Here is a 19,085-nt window from a genome sequence, read left to right as displayed (position 1 = left end):
CGCATCCGCGCTAGGCCCCATGACCCGGATTCATATATGGTCGGTCAGTCCGTCGATCGCCGCCCAGCCCGCCGCGCCGATTCCGCGCAGCATATGCCGGTGCTTTGCCCTGACCCCGCCCAGCGCGATCACCGGCGCCTTCGCCTGCCGCGCAAGCGCCGCAAAGCCGATCCGCCCCAGCGCCCCGGCACCAGGATGCGACCGGGTCGGGAACAGCGGCGACAGGAAGACCATGTCCGCGCGCGCCGCCGCCTGAAGCTCCCGCCGGTCATGCGCCGCCTGGCTGTGGATAAGTCTGTGGAAATTTTTCGCCCCATCCCGCCCATGCCAGCCATCCGCGCGCCAGACGGCGGCCGTCCGCGCGTCCCCCGCCAGCATCAGAACGAGCCGCTGCCGCCGCGCAATCGCCCGCAATGCCTCGAACAGCGCGCGCCGTTTCACCGCTTCGGTGCGATAATGGCGAAAGACGATTCCCGCGCGCCCACGCGGCAGGCGTGCCGCCGCCGCCAGCAAGGACGCATCCTCCACCCGCTCATCGGTCATCAGCCAGAGGCCGGGCAGCTTTTTGCGGTGGCGGGCGTGCATGGCCATCGCCTATAGCAGCCGCCATGACCACCGACATCCCCGAAGCTGCGGCCCGCCTCGCCACCCTGCGCGACCAGATCGACCGCGCCGCCCGCCTGACCCAGCGCAGCGCCGACGACATCAACCTGATCGCCGTGTCCAAGACCCAGCCGGCCGAAGCGATCCTTCCGCTGATCCACGCCGGCCAGCGCGTCTTCGGCGAAAACCGCGTCCAGGAAAGTCAGGACAAATGGCCCGCCCTGCGCGAGCAATTCTCGGATCTTACCCTGCATCTGGTCGGCCAGTTGCAGTCGAACAAGGCCGCCGATGCCGTCGCCCTGTTCGACGTCATCCATTCGCTCGATCGCCTCTCGCTGCTGACCGCGCTCGCCAAGGCGATGGACGCCGCGGACAAGCGCCTGCCCTGCTTCATCCAGGTGAATATCGGGGCCGAGGAACAGAAGGGCGGCTGCCCGATCGCCGATGTGCCAGCGCTGATCGCCGCCGCGCGTGACGCTGACATCCCCTTGCTCGGCCTGATGTGCGTGCCCCCGGCCGATGTCGAACCGGCACCCTATTTTGCCCTGCTCGCGAAAATGGCGCGGGAAGAGGGCCTCCCGCGCCTGTCGATGGGCATGTCGGGCGATTTCGAAACCGCCCTGATGCTGGGCGCCACCGACATTCGCGTCGGCACCGCCCTGTTCGGCGAACGCGCCCCCGTCAGCCGCCCCGTGCCCCGGAGCGGCCTCGGGATGATCAGAAACGCCCCCGCAAGGTAATGCCATAGGTGCGGGGTTCGGCCAGATAGGCGGAGATGAGCTGGTTCGCCATCGGCGCGCCCTGCACGAACTGACCGGTGGTCGATGTCGCCGGGCTGCTCGACTGGAGCGGGCTGCTGAAGGCGACCTGGGTATAATCCTGGTTGAAGATATTCTGGCCCCAGAATTCGACCGCCCAGCGCTGATCCTTGCCCCGCAGGCCGACGCGCGCATTGAACACCGCAAAGCCGTCCTGCGCCTTTTCCGGGAACAGGTCGGACCCGGTATTATAGTCGCTCATCATGCGGCCATCGATGTAGAAGAGTGCGGACAGGCCGTTCGACCCGATATCCGGCGTCCAGGCCATGCTCGCCGTGGTCACCAGTTGCGGCGCATTGCTGTTGATCGATCCGGGCAGCAGGAACAGCGCCGGATCGAGCGGCACGCTGCCATCGCCGCTGCCGACCAGCCGCTTGGCGAATTTCGCCCGTGCGTAGGTCAGGCCACCGGTCAGGCGGAAATGGCGCACCGGTGACGCGGTCAGTTCCAGTTCCACGCCCTGGCTGATCAGGCCCGGCCCGACATCGCCGGAATCGCAGGTCCGCGCCGCCGACAGGGCGCTGTCACAGCCATTGATATTCTGCACGACGAAGCTGGTGCCGTTGAAGGTGTTCAGCTGGAAATTCTTGAACTCCTGACGGAAGGCCGCGATGTTCGCGCTCCATTTTGGCTGGGTATATTTGAGCCCGATTTCAAAGGCGTCGACCTTCTCCGCGGCGAAGCGCAGGCTAGCCACATCGGCATTGGTGCGCGGCGCATAGACCGCCGGCACCGTGTTCAGGCCGGTCGATCCCAGCTGGAAGCGGTCGAGGTTGAAGCCGCCCGCCTTATAGCCCTTGGAATAGCTGCCATAGACCAGCATCTCGTCGATCGGCTTCCACGACAGCACCGCCGTGCCGCTGAACTCGCCGTCGCTGATCTTGTCGTTGAGGTCGAGCGCATTGAGCGTGGTCGAGCCATTGCCAAGGCAACCGAGCGTCAGGATGCCGCCCGCCAGCGCCGCCGCACTGCCCAGCGACGCATTGGTCGCCAGCGTCGGCAGCGAAGAGGCCTGCAACGCCGCGCAGGTCGCGTTGTTGTTATTGAAGTCCGAAGAGAATTTCTTCGATTCATGGGTGTAGCGCAGGCCCAGGGTCAGATCGAGCCGCTTGGTGATGTGGATGATATTATGGGTGAAGAGCGCCCAATTCTCGCTCTTCTGGCGGTAGATGGAGGCAACGTCGCCGGTGCCTTCCGGGATTGCCGCCAGCGCGCGCAGGCCATTGCCGAGGCCGGTGGAGATCGCCCCCGCCTGCGCCGCCGCAACGCCGGCCGGCAATCCGGCATTGATCAGCGCGGCGGTCAGGCCGGCGTTGAGATTTGCTTGCGTGCCGCCGATCAGCGCCGACGTGGCAAGACCGCTGCCGCAGGCCGCCAGTTGCGCTGCGGTGAAGTTGCTGTTCACGCCCGCGCCCGCCATCAGGCGACAGGCGGCAAAGCGGCCATAGTCCGCGCCAAAGCGGATATTATCTTCCAGCGTCAGCTTCTCATTGGCGTAATAGCCGCCCACCAGCCAGTCGAGCGCTTCGTTGAAGGCCGAACCCTGCGCCCGCAATTCCTGGGTGAAGGTCTTGAACTGGCGATAGGTATTGGGATCGCGATAGAGAAGGTCGGCGCCCGAATAGTCATAATCGCCATAGTCGCGGGATTTATAGTCGCGATAGGCGGTGATGCTGGTCAGTTTCGCGCCGCCCAGATCATAGTTGATCTCGCCCGACACGCCCCAGTCCTTCAGCTTGCTGACATAGTCGCGCCCTTCGGTGATGGTCAGCTCGCGATCATAGGGATCGGCGGGGAAGACGCTGCCCTGCCCGGCCAGGATCGCGCCGATGCGGTTGAACGGCGCCGTGCTATAGCCGCCGCCGGTCGCCGGCCGCCGTTCGCGCGTCTCGACATAGGCCGCGCCGCAGCAGCTTTCGTCGCGATTGGTATAATCGCCGATCAGCCGGATCGACAGGGCATCACTGGGTTCGATCAGCGCCTGACCACGCAGGAAATAGCGGTCGCGATCATTGGTGTCGCCAACCTTGTTGCCGCTGGTATCGACCAGATCATAGAAACCGTCGCGCTTGGACCAGACACCGTCCAGGCTCAGCGCGATCCCCTTGGCGATCGGGCCCGTGATGCGCCCGGCCAGGCGCCAATAATCATAGTTGCCATAGGTCGCCTCGGCCATGCCGCCCAGGGTGAATTCCGGCGCCTTGCTGACGATGTTGATCAGGCCCGCCGACGCGTTGCGGCCGAACAACGTGCCCTGCGGCCCGCGCAGCACCTCGACCCGCTCGATCTCGCCCAGATCATTGAGGCCCGCACCGGTGCGCGACCGATAGACGCCGTCGATGAACACCGCAACCGAGCTTTCCAGGCCAGGATTGTCGCCGACCGTGCCGATGCCGCGAATACGGGCCGAACCATTGGCCTCGGTCCCGGTCGAAGAGACCAGCAGGGACGGCGCCAGCTGGTTGAGCGCGCGAATATCATTGGCGCCGCTATTCTGCATCGCCTGCTGGCCGACCGCCGATACCGCGATCGGCACGTCGGACAGTGGGCTGGCGCGGCGGGTCGCGGTGACGATGATGTCGACGCTTTCGGTGTCCACTGCCGCCTGCGGCGCGGCATCCTGGGCATGGGCAAGCGGCATGGCGCCCACCAGCGCGACGGCACCGGCGGACATCAGCCAAAGGCTCTTGTGCATCATGATGTGCATCCTCTCCTGGCCCGCCTGGCTTTTTGCCGGGTCGGGACTATGCGCGATTATGCTGCCACAGTCGGAATAACGCAATATATCGCGTGATTCCGGGCTTTTTCCGCAGTTGCGTGATGATGGCTGCATGGCCCTGTTGCCTAGCAGCAACAATTTAACGCCCGGTTTCCGTAGCGTTTGCTTACGTCAGCGGAAAGCGCAGCAATCGGTCGGAAACGGGTATCAACGCCATTGCACCCGGCCCGACAGCCTTTTGTATCTCGCCATGGCCCGCATCCAGCCCGCCCGTCAGCGCGCCGAGCGCCGGCAGGATCAACTTGGTCGGCGATCCGACGAAGCAGCGGCGCGACACATGCCGGCCGCGCAGCGACAGGCGCAGCTTGGGGTGGAAATGGCCCGATATCTCCGGCCGGGGGTCGGCCGGGTCGGCCTCATGCCGCAGCCAGACGCCGTCCACCTCCGCCTCGACCGCACGGCGTCCGCCCGGCATATGCACCACGCCGACGTCATGATTGCCGGTTATCCACAGCCAGTCGAGCCGTTCGGTCAGCGCCTGCAATCGCGCCCGCGCCCGCGGGTCCAGCCGCGCCGCGCCATCGGCATCATGAAAACTGTCGCCCAGCGACCAGATCGCCCGTGCGCCGGTGCGCGCCACCAGCGCCTCGATCATGTCCAGCGTCGCCGCGCTGTCGTGCGGCGGCAGGAACTGGCCGAAGCGCGCATACCAGCTCGCCTTCTCGAAATGCAGGTCAGCCACCAGCAGCGCGCCATGCGCCGGCCAGAACAAAGCCGCCTCCGGCAAAGCCAGGAAATCATGACCTGCGAACGAAAGGGGAACCATTACCCGGCTATGCGCCCTCTTCGCTCGGCTTTCAAGTATGCGCGCCAGCGCCTATAGGGCTCCCCATGTTCACCGTCGCAGCCCTCTACCGTTTCGCCACCTTCGCCGACCCGCAGGCAACCGCCGCCGATCTGCGCGCACTGTGCGCCGATCTTGGCACCTGCGGCACGCTGATCCTGGCGCGCGAGGGCATCAACGGCACCGTCGCGGGCACGGCCGACGCGATCGAGCGGCTGGTCGCCCATATCCGTGCCCTGCCCGGCTGCGCCGATGTCGACGTCAAATATGCGACCGCCGACAGCGCCCCCTTCGGCAAGATGAAGGTCAAGGTGAAGGCGGAGATCGTGACGCTGGGCGCGGGCGACCTGGACCCCGCCCATCACGCCGGCGTGCATCTCGATCCCGCGGACTGGAATGCGCTGATCGCCGATCCCGACACCGTCATCATCGACACCCGCAACGCCTATGAGGTGGCAGTCGGCACGTTCGAGAATGCGATCGACCCGGCCACCCGCTCCTTCCGCGAATTTCCGGCCTGGTTCGACGATTTCGCCGCCAAGCTGCGCGACGAAGGCCGCAGCCCCAAGATCGCGATGTTCTGCACCGGCGGCATCCGCTGCGAAAAATCGACCGCGCTGGTCAAGGCGCGCGGCTTTGACGAAGTCTATCACCTCAAGGGCGGCATCCTGCGCTATCTGGAGGAAATGCCGCAGGCGCAAAGCCGCTGGCAGGGCGACTGCTATGTCTTCGATGAGCGGGTCGCGGTCGGCCATGGCCTCAAGCAAGGCCATTATGCCACCTGCAGCGCCTGCGGCCTGCCCTATCCGCGCGATGCCGACCATGACTGCCCCGGCGGCGATGCCGACGGCGCCTGGCCGCATCGGGGCTAATCCGCGCTTTCCACCAGTTCGACCATCTCGAACTGATAGGATGTCCAGCCCCGCATCCGCGCGCCATCGGGCGCCGCCGCGCGCTTCTTCTTCGCCTCGGCCAGCGAGCGGGTGTGGCCCCAGAACACCTCGGTCTTGCCATTTTCCAGTATGGCGACGATCCGCCAATAATGGGTGAAGGGGTCGGCGGTCGGCCCGATCTTCTTCACATAGCCGTCGGGCATGGTCGCGGTCAGATAGCGTTTCCGGCGCGCCATCGGTCAGGCCTGATAGCGGTGCAGGCCCGCCCCATGCGCCTTCAGCCAGGCGCGCGCCGGGCGCGGATCCTCGCCATAGATGCGGGCATGGGCAGCGTGGAAGGCGGGGCTATGGTCCATGTGCAGCAGATGCGCCAGCTCATGCGCCACGGTCGATCGCCGCACCCAGGCCGGCGCCAGGATCAGCCGCCAGCTATAGCGGATCGCCCCGGTCGACGTGCAGCTGCCCCAGCGGCTGCGCGTGTCGCCGGTGCCGACCGAGGCGACGATCAGGCCATGATCCTGCGCCATCGCCAGCGTCTCCGCCTCCAGCACCGCCTTGGCCCGTGTCCTCAGCCAGCGCAGCACCCGCGCACCGACCGATTCCGCCGCCCCACCCAGGATCAGCCGGTCGCCCTCCAGCCGGATCGTGCGGGTAGCCCCCGCGATCCAGCAGATGCGCACCTCGCGCCCCTCCAGCGGAAAGGTCGCGCCATCGCCCAGCAGCGTCACCGCCGGCGTCACCGCCATTTGCGCCCGAACCCAATCCTCATGCCCCTGCGCCCAGCCCAGCGCGCGCTTGAGGTTCGCCCGCGCCGGCAAGGACAGCCGTAATTCGCCGCGCAACCCGTCGATCGTCAGCTTGTAGGCGCGCGCTCGCGCGGACCGGCGCACCCGCACCGGCATGGCGACGCCATCGATCAGGATTTCTGCCTCAGAGCTCTCGGTCGACAAGATGATGTTCCCAATCGCCGGCATCGGCCTCCGCCACGGTCCAGCCGCGTACGGATTCCTTGGCCCGATGCACCGCCTCGCGATCGCCGCAGACCAGATAATGCCAGTCCGGCAGCGGCAGCCCTGCCTCGCGCAGCCGATAGGCACAGGTGCGCGGCAGCCAACTGATCTGCTTCACCTTGGCCGGGGTCAGTCGCACGCAATCGGGCACGAACCGCCGCCGGTCGGGATAGTTGGTGCATTGGCCGCTATGCCGGTCGAGCAGGCGGCAGGCGACATTGGTCGGATAGATGCGGCCCGTGTCCTCATCTTCCGCCTTGTGCAGGCAGCATTTGCCGCAACCGTCGCACAGCGCTTCCCATTCGGCGCGGTTCAGCTTGTCGAGGGGCTTGTCCCAGAAGTCCAAATGTCACTTGACCCATTTTTCGAGAAAGGCGCGCACGATATCGGGTGCGCCCTCGTCCACGTCCGGCGTGCCCGGATCATCCACCGGCACCAGCGCGATCGGCTTGCCGTCCGGCCCGAACAGATAGGGCGTGCGGCTGTGGCTGACCAGATAGTCGCTCGCCCCTTCCGGCTTTTCCGCATTGTAGAGGACGACGAAGTCCTTGGCCACCTTCGCGATCTGTTCCGGCGTGCCGGTCAGGCCGACGAGGCGCGGGTGGAAGGCCGCGACATAGGTTTTCAGCACCGCCGGCGTGTCCCGCTTGGGGTCGACGCTGATGAAGATCGGCTGCACCTTGGCGGCTCGGGCCGGCGCTGCCTTCTCGAAGGCGCTGAACGCCTGCATGATCCGCTGCAGATCGACCGGGCAGACATCCGGGCAATAGGTGTAGCCGAAATAGACGATCCGATACTGGCCCTTATAATCGTCCCAATGGACGGTCTTGCCGTCCTGGTCGGTCAGGGTGAAGGGCGCGCCGATGCGCGCACCGACCAGATTGCCCTGCTCGCTCTCGCCGCTTGATGCGTTGCCGCCACCCCCCATATTGCATGCCGTCAGCAAAGCCAGAAACGGCAGGGCGAGCGAGATCAGCGCTTTGTTCATGGTGTCGCCTGCCATGCCTTGCTATGGGCCGATTTGCAAATCGAACGGGGCGCGCGACGATGAAGATTGGGATGAAGAGCGGACTTTCCACCTGGCTGTTTCTGGCGCGGCCTGCCGCCATCACCCTGGCACTGATGGCCCCGGTTGCGGCCCAGGCCCAGTTTTCCAACAATTACAACTTCCTCAAGGCGGTGAAGGACGCTGACGGCGACAAGGCGACCGAGATGCTGCAGAAGCCGGGTTCGACCGTGATCAACAGCCGTGACGTCACCACCGGCGAAACCGCACTGCACATCGTCATCGGCCGCCGCGACACGACATGGCTCAACTTCATGCTGTCAAAGGGCGCCAATCCGAACCTGGCCGACAATAATGGCACCACGCCGCTGTTGCTCGCCGTGCAAAACCGGTTCGAAGAAGGCGTGCGCCTGTTGCTCGCCCGCGGCGCCCAGGTCGACAAGGCCAATGGCAGCGGCGAGACCGCGTTGATCCGCGCGGTGCAGCTGCGCGACATCGGCCTGGTCCGCCTGCTGGTGGCGCAGGGCGCCAATGCGGACAAGCGCGACACGATCGCTGGCATGTCCGCCCGCGACTATGCCGAGCGCGACAGCCGCACCCCCGGCCTGGTCGAAGCGCTCGATTCCGCCAAGACCAACGCCGCCGCGCCCAAGGGCCCGGTCCAGGGTCCGGTCTTTTGAAACATCCAACTTATGACCCGGCGCCGAAAGCTGCCGGGTCGTTCGATTAATTCACGATATCGCCTTTACCAATGCAGGCGTTCAATGCGGTCTGCGCACAATCATCCAGCCAATCTTGCCCCGATGGTTCGACCCATGGCCGCATCAAATCGGTAAGAGACGCATCAGCAATTATTGTGACCGCTTCGAAAACGGCCATTGGGGCGAAGTCTCTTTGAAGCGCTTGCCGCGCTAGAGGCAGTGCGAGATGGCGATCTCGTTCAGCCACCCCCAATAGCGCCTCTGCACTGACGTAGATGTCTTCGTCATCAAAGGCCCTCAGCAAGGCCGTCCGAACATCGGGCGTATCCAACGCCGTTTGGGCCAACAACAATGTCGCCCAATCCCGGTTGGTCGCATTTTCATCCTGCGTAAAAGCAATCAGGCGCTGCAGGTTAATCGCTCCGAAGCCAGTCTCCGACAGCGGAATCTCTTCTGCGATGATGTCCTTCAGAAAATCGGACGCCGGCTCATAATTCTTGCCCATCCCGCAAACATTACATGGCCGCGCATGGTTGCCAAGCAGAGGCCTCACCAGCCCAGTTCCGCCGCATAATCCGGGTCGGCCAGCGCCGACAGGCGGCGGGCGGCGCGGCGGGCGAAGCGCAGCGTCTCTGCCTTGCGCCGAGCGGCAGCCAGCGGCTCGAACGGCGCGGCCCGCACCAGTTCGGCATCATATTGGTCGGCGACGATCAGGCCGGTGCGGGCCGGCCACAGCGCCTCGCTGTCGAACAGGCTGGTGTCGAAGCCCGATGGCACCGCCCAGAAATAGCGGTCGCAATAGTCGAAATAATCCGGCCATTTCATGTCGCCCAGCAGGTCCGCCCGGCTGCACTTGATCTCGACGATGGTCAGGCGCCCGGCGCTGTCGATCGCCATGATATCGGCCCGCCGGCCATTGGGCAGCGGCACTTCCAATATGCCGTTCATGTCATGGCGATGAAACAGGCGCAGCGTCCCGCGCGCAACCGCCAGCGCGGTCCCGTCGGTCAGCGGTGAACAGCGATCGGCGTCTTGGGCGGCGTCTTGGATGGTCATGGCACCAGACTAGAACAGAAAGGGAACAAAAGAAAAGACCGATTCGGACATGGGGTCCGAACCGGCCTTCAAAAGGGCGTCACTGTCGCGCGGTGAGCGCGGATCAGCGATAGAAGACGTGATTGTCGATCGACGCCAGCTTGGTCTTGCCCCAGCCCGGCGACACGCGGCGGGCATGGAAGAACAGTGCGCCTTCGGCCTGGCTGTCCCAGCTGTCGTCCAGGGCGATCTGCGCGATCGCGACGGCCTGGCGCCAGGAATCGCTGGCGATGTTGATCGGCGGCATGCCGTGACCACGCACGAAGCTGAACTGGCTCGGCTGATAGATGACACCGCACAGGCTGCTGGCGAAGCGGCCCGACTTGGCGCGGTTGATGATGACGCGGGCAACGGCCAGCTGGCCCTCCAGCGTTTCACCCTTGGATTCGAAATAGACCGCACCGGCCAGGCACTTCATGTCGCCTTCGACATCCTCGGGAGCGCCTTGCGCATCAACCAGGGCTGCCAGGGTCTCGGCCTTGGGCTCGATATCGGTCGAAAAATTGCTGCCAGCCTTGGGGCCGGAATCCAGCGACTGCGCGACTTCCTGCGGCGCAGCGAAAACGACGGCGGGCTTGATGCCGGCCGTGGGTGCGCTAGTCAGCGCAGCGGTTTCCGGAAGAGAAACCGTGGACAGGGAGGCCTCGCTGGCGCTCGACATGTCCGACGCCGTAACAGCCGCAGCGGCCGACAGCGTAAATGCCGCGATGATCGCGGCCTTCAGACGAAAACTCATTATTGCTCAAAATCGTGCGGTTATTGGCCAGAAACGTCGATTGTAACCGATATTCTGTGACGTTCGGCCGCCCCCCGTCTGCGTGTTTACCGGCCCGCCCCCCATGGACGAATGCAGGCAACCTGCGCGTTCAGCGTCGGCCGCCATTGCCCGCGCGCGTGCAAGGAGTCAACGATCAGCAGATCGTTTCAGCGGCGAACCGTTCCGCATCCGCGATATCAAGCTCGACCAGCCACAGGTCGGGGTCCGATCTGCGTCGGCGTTCGGCATAGGCGGCGAACGCCTCCGGCCCCTCTTCCGCAGGGGGTCCACAGCGCATCAATGCATGGCCGCCGCGAAAGTTCGATACCCGTTCGAGAATTGCGGATTCCCGTCCCTTGTCCATCACCTGGACCAGGATGACACCGCTCATCTCGTCGCCCTTGGCCAATATCATGGCAAAGCCGCCGGCGGCATTCACCCGCTTCACCAGCGCGCCGACCAGCATCGCGCTGGTCAGCCGCGCGGCCGGACTCTCCTCAGCCATGATATCCCGGCAGCGATGACAGCGGAATCTGCGATCGCATGAAGGTGCCGGTGCCCCGGCCCACTTCTTCCCCGTCCGAATCGAGAATGCTCGCCTCGGCGACATAGACGCGGCGCTTGCCGCTGATCCAACGTCCCTCGGCGCGCAGCTTTCCGGGGCCGATCGGCCGGGTAAACAGCAGGTTGAAGGCAGTGGTCAGCAGGAAACGATCGCTGACCAGGCTGTTGGCGGCATAGAAGGCCGCATCGTCCAGCATCTTGAAATAGACGGTGCCATGCACCGCGCCGGCGGCATGGAAATGCCGCTCGTCGACCTCGAAATCGATCACCGACCGGCCGGGTTCCGGCACGCGCAGGTTCGACAGGAACAGGTCGTTGATCGGCGCGCTGTTATAGAGATGCTCCAGCGCGCGAAAATGCGCCGCCTCGCCACTGGCGAGCGCAGCGGCCTCAGGCGGCGTCACGCGCCTCACCACCGGCCAGCAGCGCGTGCAGCGCCTCGGCCGACTTGGCACCGCGCAGGCGCGTCACCTGCGCCTCGTCGCGCAGATAGCGGGATACGCGCGCCAGCGTCTTCAAATGCTCGGCACCGCTGTCCTGCGGCGACAGCAGCGCGAACACGACATCGACCGGCGCATCATCGACCGCGTCGAACGGCGCCGGCGGATCGAGCAGCACGACCACGCCGCACATGCGGTCGAGGCCCGGCAGCTTGGCATGGGGAATGGCAACGCCGCCACCGAAGCCGGTGGAGCCCAGACGCTCGCGCTCCAGCAGCGCGTCGGCGGCCGCTTCGGCATCGACGCCATAGGATTGCGCCGCCAGAGCCGCGATCTTCTGGAACAGCATCTTCTTGCCGTTCACAGTCACCTCGGTGGCCAGCGCGTCCGGCGAGACAATATCGTTGAAATGCACCATTTTACTTCCGGGGGCAGCCGAGGCGCGCCCAGCCTGTCGAAAAAAATGCGCGTTGCTCGGAGAAACTAAAGCCCGGCCCCATAGGCCGCCTGCACCCGGAGGTCAACAGGCGGCCCGGCTTGGCAGGGGGTCAGCCGCGCGGCTCGACCCAGCCGATCGTGCCGTCCTGACGGCGATAGACCATATTATAGGCCGACGTGCCGGCATTGAGGAACAGCAGCGCATTGGTGTTGCGCAGGTCCAGCATCATCACCGCGTCGGACACGCTGGCCTCGGGAATGTCGACCCGCGTTTCGGCAACGATCAGGGGCGCATCGGCCGCTTCGGCCTCCTCGTCGGCGGCACCGGCGAAGATGGTATAGCCTGCGCCGTCGATATCATCGACGCTATAGCCATTGGCGCGCTGCGCCTCGGCAGCGGCGGCCTGGATGCTGCGGTCCTTCAGGCGGCGCATATAGCGGCGCAGTTGCTTCTCGATCCGGTCCGATGCCTGGTCGAAGGCGGGATGTGCATCCTGCGCCTCGCCGGCGCCCTTCAGGATCAGGCCGGTCATCACATGGCAGACGATATCACAATGGAAGGCGCCATGCGGGGCCGGTCGGAAGGTCACCTGGGCGGAAATCGTGCGGGAGAAATATTTCTCGGCTATCGCTTCCAGCCGGTCGCTGACGTGCTGCTTGAGCGCCTCGCCCGTCTCGACCTGATGCCCGGAAACACGGATATCCATATGCCTTCTCCTTATTCTTGCCGGGACGCCGGATCAGCGGCCCGGTTGGCACGTGGCAAACGCCGGCAGGTTCAGGCCGGCGGCGCCTCCTCGAGCCAGAGCGGCTTATCCAGCTTCGCGACGAAAGCGGCATGCCTCTCCAGTTCCTCCGCGCTCGCCGTGAAGACGCGCGCGGGACGAACAGGGCGAACAACGGCGGTTTCCGTCAGTTCCACCCTGACGATCTCTTTCTCTTCCTCCTGTGCAAGACCCAGGCCGATCTGACGGCCGCCGGTCAATTCGACATAGAGCTGCGCCAGCAGTTCGGCGTCGAGCAGCGCGCCATGCTTGACGCGGTGGCTGCGGTCGATGCCGTAACGGGTGCAGAGCGCGTCCAGGCTGTGCTTGGCGCCGGGATGCAGGGTGCGGGCGATCGCCACCGTGTCGATCATCCGGTCCATCGACACGGCGTCGCGCGCGCACAGCTTCAATTCGTGATTGAGGAATCCGAAGTCGAAGCGCGCATTGTGCGCGACCAACGGGCTGTCCTCCAGGAAATCCATCAGTTCGGCCACGCCCTCGCGGAACAAGGGCTTGTCCGACAGGAACTGGCTCGACAGGCCATGCACCGCCTCGGCGGCGGAGGGCATGTCGCGCTGTGGATTATAATAGGCATGGAAGGTGCGGCCAGTCGGCACGCGATTGATAAGCTCTATGCACCCGATTTCGACCAGCCGATCGCCGGATGCCGGATCAAATCCCGTCGTTTCGGTGTCGAAAATGATCTCGCGCATCGCCCTTTTGAACCGACTCTCTATGACTCTACTTATCTGCCTGTCCGGGCGCCAAGGCAAGCGACCAGACGCCTGACCTGTGCTCGGGTTGCGGCAAATGTCGTACCCGTGTTGATGATATAGTCTGCCCTTAGCCGCTTTTCAGCATCGGGCAGCTGCAAGTGCAGGATTCTACGAAATTTTGCTACCGTCATGCCCGGCCGGGCCAGCACCCGCCGCCGCTGTTTCCAGGCGGGCGCACTGACGACGATGATCCCCGCCATGCGCCGGTGGCCACCCGTCTCGAACAACAGAGGCACGTCCAGGATCACGAATTGGCGCGACCGATGGCGTTTGAGGAATCGCCGACGCGACTCGCCGACGGCGGGATGGACGATCGCCTCCAGCGCCTTGAGTTCCACGGGATGACCGAACACCGCCGCGCCCAGCTTCGCCCGGTCGACGCCCTGCGGCCCGGTGGTACCGGGAAAGCGCGCCTCGATCGCCGGGATCAGCCGTCCGCCCGGCCCCTGCAGCCGATGCACCTCGGCATCGGCATCGAACACCGGCACGCCCTCGCGGCGAAACATCGCCGCAACCGCCGACTTGCCCATGCCGATCGAGCCGGTGAGGCCGTAAATCTTCACCCCGTCGCCGTTCAGTCCGCCGCCGTCAGCAGCGCGCGCAGTTCCGCGTCCAGTTCGCGCGGCGCCTCCGCATCGAAGAAGATGTCGAACGCCAGCGCCGCCTGGCCGATCAGCATTTCCAGCCCGTCCAGAGTCTTTAGACCCCGGTCGCGCGCCGCCTTCAGCAAGCCCGTCTCCAGCGGCGCATAGACGATGTCATAGACGGTCGCGCTCGCCGGCAGCGGCGACAGGTCCAGATCCAGCGCCGGCTGGCCGACCATGCCCAGCGACGTGCTGTTGACCAGCAGGTCGGCGGTCGGCAGCGCGTCGTCCATGCCGATCACCTTGCCCTTCACCCCGGCCCGGTCGAGCAGCGCCTGTCCCTTGGCCGGATCGCGCGCCATGATCGTGATCTCCGGCACGCCTAGGCTGGTGAGCGCGAACAGGATCGCCCGCGCCGCGCCGCCCGCGCCGATCAGCACCGCATGGCGCCCCTTCCACTTGTCGCGCAGCAGCGGCTGCAGGAACCCGCCAGCATCGGTGTTGGTGCCGATCAGCGGCCCGCCGGTCTCGCTGGCGATGGTGTTCATCGCACCGATCCGGTCGCGCACCCCGCCTGGATCATCGGTATAGTCCATCACCGCGATCTTGTGGGGAATGGTGACATTGCAGCCCAGCCAGTCGGGATCGGCCCGGCGCTGCAGGAAATAGGCGGACAGCCCCTCGGGCGTCACATGAGTCTTCTTATACTCCGCCTCGATATCCAGCGCCTGCAGCCAGAAATTGTGGATAAGGGGCGATTTGCTGTGGTCGATCGGGTCGCCGATCACCTCTGCATAAGGGAGGGGGGCATAGGGAAGCTTGTCGGTCATGACGCCAGAACGCCCCTTATGCGCAGGAAGTCAAGCAGCGGCAGCAGCGGCAGGCCCTGGATGCCGAACTGGCTGCCTTCCACCCTGGCGAACAATTGCGCGCCCGGCCCCTCGATCCGGTAGCAGCCGACGCACCATTGGCATTCGTCCCAGTCGTCCTCCAGATAGGAATCGATGAATCCGTCGGACAGGGTCTGCACCGTCATCCTTACCCGTTCGACATGGCGCCAGATCGGCTCATTGTTGAGCACGATCACCGCCGCGCTGTGGAGATGATGGACCCGGCCCGACAGCAGGCGCAGGATGCGCGCGGCATCCGCCCTGTCCACCGCCTTGTCGATCATCGTCCCGTCGTCGAGAGTCAGGGTCTGGTCACAGCCCAGCACCAGCGCGCCCGGCACCCGGCGCGACACCTTGAGCGCCTTCAGCTCCGCCAGCGCATCGGCCAGCGCGCGGCCGTCATGGCCATCGGCGCGCAATGCTTCCTTGGCGGCCTCTTCATCCACACCCGGCGACAGCGCCTCGAACGGCACGCCGGCCGCGCTCAGCATGGCGCGCCGGCTGGCGCTCTGCGAGGCTAGGACGATCATGCTTCATTTCCTTCCGCCAGTTCGCGGTCGTTGAACAGGTTGATGATGGCGGCGGCCGCTTCCTCGATCGACCGGCGGGTCATGTCGATCACCGGCCAGCCATTGTCGGCGAACATGCGCCGGGCAAAGGCCAGTTCCTCCTGCACCTTGTCGCTATCCACATAGGCGGTCTCGGGCGCCTGGTTGAGCGACAGCAACCGGTTGCGCCGTATCTGGATCAACCGCTCGGGACTGATGGTCAGGCCCACCACCATCGGATGCTTCAGGCCATAGAGGCTGCGCGGCGGCGGCGATTCCGGCACCAGCGGGATATTGGCGGTCTTGTAGCCGCGATTGGCGAGGTAGATGGAGGTCGGCGTCTTCGACGCGCGCGACACGCCCGCCAGGACGATATCGGCCTCCTCCCAATTCTCATGCCCAACGCCATCATCATGGGCGATGGTGAACTGGATCGCCTCGATCCGCGCGAAATAGGCTTCGTCCAGGATATGCTTGCGGCCCGGCCGGGTCCGGGTTTCCTGCCCCAATATGTTGGACAGGGCATCGGCCACGCTGTCGAGCGCAGCGACGTGCGGCAGGCCAAGCGCCCGGCAGCGCGTTTCCAGCCGCCGCCGCAGCACATGGTTGGTAAGTGTGAACAGCACCAGGCCGGGATGGGCGGAAATCTCCTCCATGATCCGGTCGAGATGCACTTCGGATCGGACCATCGGCCAGAAATGGCGGATCGCCTCGACATTTTCGAACAGGCCGATCGCCGCCTTGGCGATATTCTCCAGCGTCTCGCCGGTGGAGTCCGAAAGCAGGTGAAGATGGATACGTGACACAGGCATATCTCTGTGAGTCCCCTGTGGATAAAGCAAGGGATAGAGTTGTGGATAACTTTGCAGCCCCATTTCGTCCCCAGAAAGCGGAATCTTATCCACAGCCTCTCAACAGGGCCGGAATCTTATCCACAGCCTGTGGGTAATGGGGATGATTCAGATGACTCGCCGCGGAATCGCGTGACTCCAGGAGTCAAGCTGTTGGCAAAAGCGGGGACAGCGCATAAACCCCCGAACCAACAGCCCAACAACCTCAACATTCCTTTTTAAATATCTTTATAAAGTAGAGAGTTCATGACGGGTCCCGACGCTCACGCCGGCGCAGTCAGCGCCAAGCCGCTCCTTTCCGTATTGCGCGGCGCGGTGCCGCCCGTCCCGCCGATGTGGCTCATGCGCCAGGCCGGCCGCTATCTGCCGGAATATCGCGCACTCCGGGCCGACAAGGGCGGCTTCCTCGAACTGGTCTATGACAGCGCCGCCGCGGCAGAGGTCACGCTCCAGCCGCTGCGCCGCTTCGGCTTCGACGGCGCCATCCTCTTTTCCGACATATTGATCGTCCCCTATGCGATGGGACAGGATCTCTGGTTCGAGGCCGGTGAAGGCCCGCGTCTCGCCCCCATCCTGGCGGAGACCGACCTGTCGGCGCTGAAACCCGATTTCAGCCGCTATGAGGCTGTGTATGAAACGGTGCGGCAGGTGAAGGCCGCGCTGGACCCGTCAGTGACCTTCCTGGGCTTTGCAGGCAGTCCCTGGACGATCGCCACCTATATGGTCGCGGGACAGGGCAGCAAGGACCAGGGCGCCGCGCGTCGCATGGCTTATCAACAGCCCGATCGCTTCGCCGCGCTGATCGACGCGATCGTCGATGCCACCGTCATCTATCTCTCCGGCCAGATTAAGGCGGGCGTGGAAGCGGTGCAATTGTTCGACAGCTGGGCCGGCAGCCTCGCCCCGCTCCAGTTCGAACGCTGGGTGATAGAGCCCAATGCCGCGATCGTCCGCAAATTGAAGGCGCTCCATCCCGACATTCCGGTGATCGGCTTTCCCAAGGGGGCCGGCGCGAAACTGCCGGCCTATGCGATCGGCACCGGCGTCGATGCGGTGGGTGTGGATGAAACGGTCGACCCGCATTGGGCCAACCAGGCGCTGCCCGCCGGGCTTCCGGTGCAGGGCAATCTCGATCCGCTGGCGCTGATTGCCGGCGGTCAGGCGGTGGAACAGGCTGTGGATAACTTGCGCGCCGCCTTTGCCGGCCGGCCCCATATCTTCAACCTGGGCCATGGCATATTGCCCGATACGCCGATCGCCCATGTCGAGGCGCTGATCGCCTATGTGCGCGGAACGGAGACACGCTGATGCCCTATCTCGGCGCTGCCTATCTGTGGGTGAAGGCCGCCCATGTCATCTTCGTCATCTTCCTGATGGCGGGGCTGTTCATGATGCCGCGTTTCTTCGTCTATCATCAGGAAACCGTGCCGGGCTCGGCGGAGGACCAGCGCTGGATCGAGCGTGAGACGCGCCTGCTCAAGATCATCCTCAACCCGTCGCTGATCCTCACCTGGGTCTTCGGCCTGATGCTGATGGTGGAAATCGGCGCCTGGCATTTCGGCTGGTTCCACCTGAAGCTGCTCTTCGTCCTGGCACTGTCGGGCTATCATGGCTGGATCGCCAGCTATGCGAAGAAACTTGCGCGCGGTCAGCGCAGCCTGGCCGACAAGCAGTTGCGCATGCTGAACGAAGTGCCCGGCATCGCCGCGGCGGTGATCGTCATCATGGTGATCGTCCGCCCCTTCTGATGGTCGTAGCGTAAAGCGTCCGAAAAGATCGGGCGCTTTACTTGGCCTCTGGCGCAAGTCTTCGGACTATGCTTTGCCTCCGCCGGTCCGCATCCTGCGGACTTTCTGTGGGGGTATCATGATTCGTCTGTTTTTCTGCGCGGCCGCGTTGGCCGCGCCGATGGCGGCTGCGCAGCAGCCTGCCGTCACCATCGCGCCTGCCGTCGATGGCAATGTCCTGCGCGCCGGTGCCAAGGTGCCCGTTCGCACGCTGGTCGAACTCACCACCAAGAAGAAGGCCGTGAAGGTCGGCGATCGCGTCAATATCGAGACCGCCGAAGCCGTGATGGTCGGCAATAATGTGGTGATCCCCGCCGGCACGCCCGGCATCGCGGAAATCACCAGCGTCCGGAACAAGGGCATGTGGGGCAAGTCCGGCTTCATCGAGGGCCGCGTGCTCTACGTCCGGCTGGGGGGCCGGCAGGTGCGTTTGACCGGCACCTTCAATGACAAGGGCGTGACCGGCACCGCCGGCGTCGTCGGTGCGATCGCGCTGATCCCGGTCGCCGGCTTCTTCACCACCGGCACCAGCGCCAACATCCCGTCGGGCTCGATCATCCCCGCCTTCCTGGACGAGGATCTGGCCTTCTCGGTCGACAGCGCGGCGGCGACGCCCGCGCCGATCGCCGCGACCCCGGCTCCGGTCGAAGCCGGCACCGCTTCTCCGGCCGCTGGCGCACTTTGATCGACAGGGGGATCGGGGCCTTTGCCCCGGTCCCTCGGGCTGCTGTCCTACGCGGCCATGACCATGCTATAGCTGGGGTGTCGCCGATCGGGTGACAGGCGAATAGGATCGCCCCCGCGCAACATAATGTCAAAATGTGCGGGAAATGTGCGAAGTTAAGCGGAAGGCGCCCATGAATGACCCGCGCATCTGGTTCGGCCCCAAGCGTATCGGCTGGGGCTATGGTCCCCGCACCTGGGAGGGCTGGGCGGTGGTCGGCCTGTTCGTCCTCGGCTGTGTCCTGCTCAAGCGTCTGAGCTGAGGTCAGGC

26 protein-coding genes are annotated in these 19,085 nt (G+C 65.0%); 7 read left to right on the top strand and 19 right to left on the bottom strand.

The genetic code is table 11. The annotated features are described in order from the left end of the window. Positions 1-30: 30 nt before the first annotated feature. On the bottom strand, positions 31-585 hold the full coding sequence (locus tag A0U87_RS16475) for a thiamine phosphate synthase (protein ID WP_170978409.1): 555 nt from the start codon (positions 583-585) through the stop codon (positions 31-33). A gap of 23 nt (positions 586-608) precedes the next feature. Between A0U87_RS16475 and A0U87_RS16470 the strand changes: the two genes are divergently transcribed. Continuing rightward, positions 609-1,343, top strand: a complete 735-nt coding sequence (locus tag A0U87_RS16470) for a YggS family pyridoxal phosphate-dependent enzyme (protein ID WP_048938022.1) — start codon at positions 609-611, stop codon at positions 1,341-1,343. Here the strand turns inward: A0U87_RS16470 and A0U87_RS16465 are convergent. Together A0U87_RS16465 and pdeM are read right to left on the bottom strand one after the other, a co-directional pair. Further along, entirely contained in the window at positions 1,321-4,116 is a 2,796-nt protein-coding gene (locus tag A0U87_RS16465; RefSeq protein ID WP_170978415.1) for a TonB-dependent receptor, read from the bottom strand. The genes A0U87_RS16470 and A0U87_RS16465 overlap by 23 nt on opposite strands. Positions 4,117-4,306: 190 nt before the next feature. Next, complete coding sequence (gene pdeM / locus A0U87_RS16460; RefSeq protein WP_048938020.1) at positions 4,307-4,966, bottom strand: ligase-associated DNA damage response endonuclease PdeM; 660 nt, start codon at positions 4,964-4,966, stop codon at positions 4,307-4,309. A gap of 65 nt (positions 4,967-5,031) precedes the next feature. Here pdeM and A0U87_RS16455 point away from each other — a divergent pair, with 65 nt between their 5' ends. Then, the gene (locus A0U87_RS16455; protein ID WP_053094336.1) at positions 5,032-5,856 is read left to right on the top strand and encodes a rhodanese-related sulfurtransferase; all 825 of its coding nucleotides are present in this window, start codon (positions 5,032-5,034) and stop codon (positions 5,854-5,856) included. Here A0U87_RS16455 and A0U87_RS16450 read toward each other — a convergent pair. Genes A0U87_RS16450 through A0U87_RS16435 form a run of 4 tightly spaced genes read right to left on the bottom strand, consistent with a single transcriptional unit; the run spans position 5,853 to position 7,890 of the window. After that, the gene (locus tag A0U87_RS16450) at positions 5,853-6,113 is read right to left on the bottom strand and encodes a hypothetical protein (protein ID WP_004209188.1); all 261 of its coding nucleotides are present in this window, start codon (positions 6,111-6,113) and stop codon (positions 5,853-5,855) included. The two genes, A0U87_RS16455 and A0U87_RS16450, sit on opposite strands and share 4 nt — an antisense overlap. A gap of 3 nt (positions 6,114-6,116) precedes the next feature. Next, a complete protein-coding gene (locus A0U87_RS16445) occupies positions 6,117-6,827 on the bottom strand; it encodes a SprT family zinc-dependent metalloprotease (protein ID WP_037519365.1) in 711 nt (236 codons plus the stop codon). After that, the gene (locus A0U87_RS16440) at positions 6,808-7,233 is read right to left on the bottom strand and encodes a YcgN family cysteine cluster protein (protein WP_004209190.1); all 426 of its coding nucleotides are present in this window, start codon (positions 7,231-7,233) and stop codon (positions 6,808-6,810) included. The genes A0U87_RS16445 and A0U87_RS16440 overlap by 20 nt, the downstream gene beginning before the upstream one ends. Before the next feature lie 3 nt (positions 7,234-7,236). Continuing rightward, positions 7,237-7,890 (bottom strand): SCO family protein, encoded by a 654-nt coding sequence (locus A0U87_RS16435; RefSeq protein ID WP_048938019.1) that lies wholly within the window; start codon positions 7,888-7,890, stop codon positions 7,237-7,239. Between the two features lie 44 nt (positions 7,891-7,934). On the opposite strand from A0U87_RS16435, the gene A0U87_RS16430 reads away from it, so the two are divergent. Continuing rightward, the gene (locus A0U87_RS16430; protein ID WP_048938018.1) at positions 7,935-8,573 is read left to right on the top strand and encodes an ankyrin repeat domain-containing protein; all 639 of its coding nucleotides are present in this window, start codon (positions 7,935-7,937) and stop codon (positions 8,571-8,573) included. A gap of 46 nt (positions 8,574-8,619) precedes the next feature. Here A0U87_RS16430 and A0U87_RS16425 read toward each other — a convergent pair whose 3' ends face one another. From A0U87_RS16425 to A0U87_RS16370, 12 genes are all read right to left on the bottom strand, one after another. After that, complete coding sequence (locus A0U87_RS16425; RefSeq protein WP_048938017.1) at positions 8,620-9,099, bottom strand: hypothetical protein; 480 nt, start codon at positions 9,097-9,099, stop codon at positions 8,620-8,622. Positions 9,100-9,143: 44 nt separating this feature from the next. After that, entirely contained in the window at positions 9,144-9,650 is a 507-nt protein-coding gene (locus tag A0U87_RS16420) for an MmcB family DNA repair protein (RefSeq protein ID WP_010335781.1), read from the bottom strand. A 103-nt stretch (positions 9,651-9,753) separates the two neighbouring features. Next, complete coding sequence (locus A0U87_RS16415) at positions 9,754-10,425, bottom strand: cell wall hydrolase (RefSeq protein WP_048938016.1); 672 nt, start codon at positions 10,423-10,425, stop codon at positions 9,754-9,756. Positions 10,426-10,600: 175 nt separating this feature from the next. Next, positions 10,601-10,951, bottom strand: a complete 351-nt coding sequence (locus A0U87_RS16410) for a DUF1491 family protein (protein ID WP_137405737.1) — start codon at positions 10,949-10,951, stop codon at positions 10,601-10,603. Further along, positions 10,944-11,414 (bottom strand): PaaI family thioesterase, encoded by a 471-nt coding sequence (locus A0U87_RS16405; protein ID WP_234415698.1) that lies wholly within the window; start codon positions 11,412-11,414, stop codon positions 10,944-10,946. Before A0U87_RS16405 ends, A0U87_RS16410 begins: the two co-directional genes overlap by 8 nt. Continuing rightward, positions 11,401-11,868, bottom strand: a complete 468-nt coding sequence (locus tag A0U87_RS16400) for a PTS sugar transporter subunit IIA (RefSeq protein WP_010335784.1) — start codon at positions 11,866-11,868, stop codon at positions 11,401-11,403. Before A0U87_RS16400 ends, A0U87_RS16405 begins: the two co-directional genes overlap by 14 nt. Positions 11,869-11,998: 130 nt before the next feature. Beyond that, positions 11,999-12,595: a ribosome-associated translation inhibitor RaiA gene (raiA, locus tag A0U87_RS16395; protein ID WP_048938013.1), complete on the bottom strand. Its 597-nt coding sequence runs from the start codon at positions 12,593-12,595 to the stop codon at positions 11,999-12,001. 71 nt (positions 12,596-12,666) lie between these two features. Next, entirely contained in the window at positions 12,667-13,368 is a 702-nt protein-coding gene (gene dnaQ / locus A0U87_RS16390) for a DNA polymerase III subunit epsilon (protein WP_004209199.1), read from the bottom strand. Positions 13,369-13,400: 32 nt separating this feature from the next. Continuing rightward, positions 13,401-13,994 carry a dephospho-CoA kinase gene (gene coaE / locus A0U87_RS16385; protein ID WP_048938012.1) on the bottom strand — a complete coding sequence of 198 codons (594 nt, stop codon included), beginning with the start codon at positions 13,992-13,994 and terminating at the stop codon, positions 13,401-13,403. An 11-nt stretch (positions 13,995-14,005) separates the two neighbouring features. Next, positions 14,006-14,845: a shikimate dehydrogenase gene (gene aroE, locus A0U87_RS16380; protein ID WP_048938011.1), complete on the bottom strand. Its 840-nt coding sequence runs from the start codon at positions 14,843-14,845 to the stop codon at positions 14,006-14,008. Next, positions 14,842-15,435, bottom strand: coding sequence for a nucleoside triphosphate pyrophosphatase (locus A0U87_RS16375; protein WP_048938010.1), 594 nt, complete (start codon positions 15,433-15,435; stop codon positions 14,842-14,844). The genes aroE and A0U87_RS16375 overlap by 4 nt, the downstream gene beginning before the upstream one ends. Beyond that, positions 15,432-16,259 carry a pyruvate, water dikinase regulatory protein gene (locus A0U87_RS16370; protein ID WP_026108809.1) on the bottom strand — a complete coding sequence of 276 codons (828 nt, stop codon included), beginning with the start codon at positions 16,257-16,259 and terminating at the stop codon, positions 15,432-15,434. The genes A0U87_RS16375 and A0U87_RS16370 overlap by 4 nt, the downstream gene beginning before the upstream one ends. A gap of 291 nt (positions 16,260-16,550) precedes the next feature. Here A0U87_RS16370 and hemE point away from each other — a divergent pair, with 291 nt between their 5' ends. The 4 genes from hemE to A0U87_RS27040 all read left to right on the top strand — a co-directional run bounded on the left by hemE (position 16,551) and on the right by A0U87_RS27040 (position 19,077). Continuing rightward, positions 16,551-17,612, top strand: coding sequence for a uroporphyrinogen decarboxylase (hemE, locus tag A0U87_RS16365; RefSeq protein ID WP_048938009.1), 1,062 nt, complete (start codon positions 16,551-16,553; stop codon positions 17,610-17,612). Next, entirely contained in the window at positions 17,612-18,052 is a 441-nt protein-coding gene (locus tag A0U87_RS16360) for a CopD family protein (protein ID WP_010335790.1), read from the top strand. The genes hemE and A0U87_RS16360 overlap by 1 nt, the downstream gene beginning before the upstream one ends. A 118-nt stretch (positions 18,053-18,170) precedes the next feature. Beyond that, complete coding sequence (locus A0U87_RS16355; protein WP_048938008.1) at positions 18,171-18,776, top strand: hypothetical protein; 606 nt, start codon at positions 18,171-18,173, stop codon at positions 18,774-18,776. 172 nt (positions 18,777-18,948) lie between these two features. Then, positions 18,949-19,077, top strand: coding sequence for a hypothetical protein (locus A0U87_RS27040; protein WP_268746425.1), 129 nt, complete (start codon positions 18,949-18,951; stop codon positions 19,075-19,077). Positions 19,078-19,085 lie beyond the last annotated feature (8 nt).

The organism is Sphingobium sp. MP9-4, assembly GCF_005281675.1.
Taxonomy (GTDB): domain Bacteria; phylum Pseudomonadota; class Alphaproteobacteria; order Sphingomonadales; family Sphingomonadaceae; genus Sphingobium; species Sphingobium yanoikuyae.
This window is presented reverse-complemented; position numbering and strand designations above follow the sequence as displayed.